General features: G+C 68.0%; 5 protein-coding genes and 1 pseudogene. 4 read left to right on the top strand and 2 right to left on the bottom strand.

The features are described from left to right. From ACIQ2E_RS13350 to plsY, 4 genes are all read left to right on the top strand, one after another. Positions 1-647 (top strand): ABC transporter permease (locus tag ACIQ2E_RS13350; protein ID WP_398331481.1); only part of this gene is annotated, 647 nt, incomplete at its 5' end. After that, positions 644-1,039 (top strand): DUF3119 family protein, encoded by a 396-nt coding sequence (locus ACIQ2E_RS13345; protein ID WP_398331478.1) that lies wholly within the window; start codon positions 644-646, stop codon positions 1,037-1,039. The genes ACIQ2E_RS13350 and ACIQ2E_RS13345, both read left to right, overlap by 4 nt. Further along, entirely contained in the window at positions 1,036-1,944 is a 909-nt protein-coding gene (locus ACIQ2E_RS13340) for a DUF3086 domain-containing protein (protein ID WP_398331475.1), read from the top strand. Before ACIQ2E_RS13345 ends, ACIQ2E_RS13340 begins: the two co-directional genes overlap by 4 nt. Beyond that, positions 1,941-2,585, top strand: coding sequence for a glycerol-3-phosphate 1-O-acyltransferase PlsY (gene plsY / locus ACIQ2E_RS13335; RefSeq protein WP_398331472.1), 645 nt, complete (start codon positions 1,941-1,943; stop codon positions 2,583-2,585). The genes ACIQ2E_RS13340 and plsY overlap by 4 nt, the downstream gene beginning before the upstream one ends. 13 nt (positions 2,586-2,598) lie before the next feature. On the opposite strand, the gene proC is transcribed toward plsY, so the two are convergent. Further along, positions 2,599-3,414 (bottom strand): pyrroline-5-carboxylate reductase, encoded by an 816-nt coding sequence (gene proC / locus ACIQ2E_RS13330; RefSeq protein ID WP_398331469.1) that lies wholly within the window; start codon positions 3,412-3,414, stop codon positions 2,599-2,601. Between the two features lie 17 nt (positions 3,415-3,431). Continuing rightward, a pseudogene (locus tag ACIQ2E_RS13325) lies at positions 3,432-3,579 on the bottom strand (cell division protein SepF); the annotation flags it as partial.

Here is a 3,579-nt window from a genome sequence, read left to right as displayed (position 1 = left end):
TGGTGGAGCTGATGGAGGCGGGCCCTGGCAGCTTCCTGATCGTGATCATCACCGGCCTGGCGGCGGGCACTGTGTTCAACATCCAGGCCGCTTCCGAACTGGTGAAGCAGGGGGCCGGCGCCACGGTGGGCGGCATCCTTGCCCTGGGCTTGGCCCGCGAAATCGCCCCGATCCTCACCGCCACCCTGGTGACGGGCAAGGTGGCCACGGCCTACGCCGCACAGCTCGGCACCATGAAGGTGACCGAGCAGATCGATGCGATCACCATGCTGCGCACGGATCCCGTGCAGTACCTGGTGGTGCCGCGGGTGCTGGCGATGTTGATCATGACCCCGGTGCAATGCCTGGCCTTCTTCGCAGTGGCGATGTGGTCGGGCCAGGTGAGCAGCACACTGCTCTATCAGATTCCGCCATCGGTGTTCTGGAACTCCGTGCGCACCTGGATGGAGCCCTCGGATCTGCCGGCGATGCTGCTGAAGGCGGTGGTGTTCGGCCTGCAGATCGCTGTGATCTCCTGCGGCTGGGGCCTCACAACCCGCGGCGGCCCCAAGGAAGTGGGCACCAGCACCACCGGGGCGGTTGTGATGATTCTGGTCACCGTGTCGCTGATGGATGTGGTGCTCACCCAACTGCTGTTCGGCCAATGACCGCTGCTGAAGCACCTCTGCCCGACCCCAGCCAGGGCGTGATCCTGGCGCCGAGCCCCTGGCTGCCCCTGGCGGTGGTGGGTCTGGGGCTGGCCTCGCTGCTGCTCAACCCCTGGCTGTCGCTGGTGGTGAGCCTGTTTGGGCTGTTTCTTCTGATCCAGAGCCAGATCCTGCGGCTGCAGTTCAGCGCCGATGCGCTGCTGGTGTGGCGCGGCAGCGCGGTGCTGCGCCGCTTCCCCTACAGCGAATGGCTGAGCTGGACGCTGTTCTGGTCTCCCATCCCTGTGCTGTTTTATTTCCGTGAGCAGCGCAGCATCCACTTTCTGCCGGTGCTGTTCAACCCCAAGACCCTGCGCGAGCAGCTGAACCTCCACGTGAGCGCCCAGCCATGAGCGACGTCCAGACACCCACACCTGACAGCGCCCCTGCCCAGTGGCAGGAGCTGGCCTTGCGCGAGCTGCAGCAGCAGCGCGAGGCGCTCGAAGCGGAGATCAAGGAGCTGAGCGGCCGCCGTGATCAGCTCCAGCAGGAGATCACCAACAGCTTCGCCGGCCAGTCGGATTCGATCGCCAGGCGGGTGAAGGGCTTCCAGGACTACCTGGTGGGAGCCCTTCAGGAGCTGGCTGTCGCCGCCGAGCAGATGGAGCTGGTGGTGCAGCCGCTGGTGGTGCAGCCCTCACCGCTGGATCAGGCGGCAGCAGCCCAGCCAACCAGCAGCGCCGCCGGCGGCAGCACCCCGCCACCAGCGGCCGCGGGCCTATTCAGCGCCGATGCGCCTCTGATCCGCGAGCGGCTGCAGAGCTTTCAGGGCCAGCCGGATTTCTATGCCGATCCCTGGAAACTGCGGCGCAGCCTCGAAGCTTCCGGGGCCGGCTTGCTCGACGACTGGTTTCTCAACCAGGGCGGACGCGGCGCCCAAGCCAGCAGCGGCAGCCGCAACCGCAATGCCTTGATCACCGCAGCCGCGATCTCGATCCTGGGCGATCTCTACGGTGAACGCTTTCAAACCCTGGTGCTGGCCGGCACGCCCGAGCGTCTGGGCGAGTGGCGCCGCGGCCTACAGGATTGCCTGGGCCTGGCCCGCGAAGACTTTGGCCCCCAGAGCGGCATCGTGCTGTTCGAGCGCCCCGATGCGCTGATCGAGCGGGCCGATCGCCTCGAAGAGCGCGGCGAGCTCCCCTTCATCGTGGTGGATGCAGCCGAAGCCGCGGTGGAGGTGCCGATCCTTCAATTCCCCATCTGGCTGGCTTTCGCCGGCAGCCCCACCGAACTAGCCCTCGAAGACGACCTGCTGTGACCCCACTGCTGCAAACCCCTCTGTTCTGCCTGCTGGCGGGCTACCTGCTTGGCTCGATCCCCAGCGGCTACCTGGCGGGCCTCTGGCTCAAGGGACTGGACATTCGCAGCCTTGGCTCTGGCTCCACCGGCGCCACCAACGTGCTGCGCCAGTTCGGCAAAGGTCCGGCCCTGGTGGTGTTTTTGGTGGATGTGCTCAAAGGCACTGCGGCTGTGCTGCTGGCCAAACTGCTGCTGCAACCGCTCGGCATCACCCCTGAGAGCGATTGGTGGGTGGTGGCCACGGGACTAGCGGCGCTGGCCGGTCACATCTGGCCGGTGTGGCTGGGTTGGCGCGGTGGCAAGGCGGTGGCCACAGGGCTGGGCATGCTGCTGGGTCTCACCTGGCCGGTGGGCCTGGCCTGCTTTGGCGTGTTCATGGCCGTGATCTCGCTCTCGCGAATCGTGTCGCTCTCGAGCGTGGCCGCCGCCCTCAGCCTGCCGCTCTTGATGCTCGGCTCCTTCGCCAGCAGTGGCACCGGGCTGCGGCCGGCCTACCTGGCCCTCGCCTTGGTGGCGATGGTGCTGGTGCTCTGGCGGCACCGCAGCAACATTGAACGCCTGCTGGCGGGCACCGAACCACGCATCGGCCAGAAGGCCTAATTCCACCAGCACCTCAGCCCAACTGGCGGCTGCGTTCAGCGGCAGCCACCACCGCTTCGATCAGGGCGGAGCGCAGGCCGCCGCGCTCGAGGGCGCGGATGCCTGCAATGGTGGTGCCGCCAGGGCTGCTCACCATGTCTTTGAGCTGGGCGGGGTGCAGCTGCTGCTGCTCCAACAGCACGGCGCTGCCCGCCAGCGTGCGGCCGGCAAGGTGCAACGCCTGCTGACGCGGTAGACCCGCCGCCACGGCGCCATCGGCCATGGCCTCAGCCACCATCGCCACAAAGGCTGGGCCCGAGGAGGTGAGCGCCAGAAAGGCATCGAGCTGCACCTCCGGCAACTGCAGCACCTCACCCACCTGCGCAAACATGTGCTCCACCCAGCTCTGCTGAGCGGCAGACACGCCCTCTCCCCAGGCCAGGCCGGTGAGCCCGGCACGCACCAGGCAAGGGGTGTTGGGCACCGCCCGCACGATTTGCCAACCGGGGAAGAGCCGCTGCAGTCGCGCCACGGTGACACCGGCCAACACCGAGATCAGCAGCGGCGGCTCCTCTGCCGCCGGGGCGGGTGCGGCCGCCGCCACGGCCTCCAGCTGCTGGGGCTTCACAGCCAACAGCGCCACAGCACAGCCCCAGGCTTCCGCCGCCGCGGTGCTCACGCCCAGTTCAGGCCGTGCGGCACGCAGCCGATCGGCCGAGGCCTGGGAAGCCACGGCTGCACGCACTCCGTCCAGCGGCACCAGGCCGCTCTCCAGCAACGGAAACAGCAAGGCCTGGGCCATGCGGCCCAGGCCGATCACCCCAAAGCTGGCGGGGGAGAAGCTGCTCAAAGGGGTTGGAGGTGCACTCAGCCGACGCTAGCGCCGTAGGTTTCGCGGCCCCAGGCGGGTGCGGGAGCGGCTTCCGGCTCCTGACTCACTTCACGGGACACCACGGTGGGAGAGGAGGGCTCCTCGCTGGCGGCGGTGGTGACCGTGACGCAGCTGGGGGCGAAC

The organism is Vulcanococcus sp., from assembly GCF_044369115.1.
Lineage (GTDB): Bacteria > Cyanobacteriota > Cyanobacteriia > PCC-6307 > Cyanobiaceae > Vulcanococcus.
The sequence above is the reverse complement of the archived record's forward strand: the minus strand, read 5'-3'. Positions and strand labels throughout refer to the sequence as shown.